Origin of the sequence: Paenibacillus sabuli (assembly GCF_014705605.1) — a bacterium.
Taxonomy (GTDB): Bacteria; Bacillota; Bacilli; order Paenibacillales; family Paenibacillaceae; genus Paenibacillus_D; species Paenibacillus_D sabuli.
The window spans coordinates 1-1125 of record NZ_JACXIZ010000106.1; the positions used below are offsets into that span (position 1 = coordinate 1).

1 protein-coding gene is annotated in these 1125 nt (G+C 54.6%); it reads left to right on the forward strand.

Features of this window, described 5'->3' with window-relative positions:
• Window positions 1–257: 257 nt before the first annotated feature.
• A complete protein-coding gene (locus tag IDH44_RS26295; protein WP_317890267.1) occupies window positions 258–1028 on the forward strand; it encodes a DUF6431 domain-containing protein in 771 nt (256 codons plus the stop codon).
• Window positions 1029–1125: the final 97 nt, after the last annotated feature.

Sequence of the window (1125 nt, forward strand, 5' to 3'; positions counted from 1 at the left end):
TGTTGCCGCTCAGTTTCCATGTCGGGAAATGAGCGGCTTTTTCTTGCCAAGGATGACGGTAATGAGGGACAATGAATGGCGGATACAGCCGGAGGCTGTACCGCCATTCATTGTCCAAGGAGCGGCGAAAGCGAAAAAATAAAAAAGGAAGACGTTATGGGTTGCCGCCCCGTCTTCCTTTCCCCAAGCTTTCGCTTAAATTAAGCTTAATGAAAAGGAAGAGAATTGTAAAGCCCCTGCCTGTGCTGGAGGAGGCGGTGGAAGTAGAGCGCTTCTACGCTAGTTTAGAGAAGGGCCGTCTGCAGCGCCATGGCGGGCTTATTCGTTTACAGGACATGACGATTCGAGTTCGGAAGGGAGGCTACCGCTGCCCCTGCTGCAGGGACGTTGTTTCAGCGTGCACGTCTGCATCTGGGCAACCATCCTTGCCCTCTTGGCATCACGATCTGACGCTCTACCTGGCACTTGTCAGTACGCACGGAATACCGGAGGAAGACCGCCCGAGACAATGTCCGAAGTGCTGCCAGAGCAAGCGTAAACCTCATCGCCACAGCCATTATGAGCGGCTCGTGATGACCGTTACTTGCTCAGAAAAAATTTGCATCTTCCGGTTTCGCTGTCCCGATTGCGGATACGTTCATTCCGTCATCCCCGCCTTCCTTGAGCCGTATATGCAGATGGCATTAGACCTTCAAGAAGCTCTGGTCGAGACGGCTCATCAAGGGGCTACAGTGGAGCAGATCGCAGAGCGGACACAAGCCCTGCCTTGTGGCAGCATCGACGAACGCACCCTTGCCAGCCTGATTCGAGGATGGAACCAGCGGCTCGCGCAGCTCGAATTCGGCTTGTGGGCGTGGATGCTCACTCGCATCCCCCATTTGGCACTTCCTCGCTCGTCATCCCGCTGGGGCGCCTTGTCCACCGCATGGACGATGATCCGAGAACGATTCCCGGAGCTTCGAAACATCCGGTTCCTTCATGGATTAAACGGCCTTCATTTCTCCATGACGGTGGCATCGCACGGATAAAATACCACAGAGCCTGTCCTGTCGATTCAATTGGCGGTGTCTCACAATGGAGGCAAGGGGAGTTTAGCACCCCATTTCATCTCCAAAAGGAGGCAAC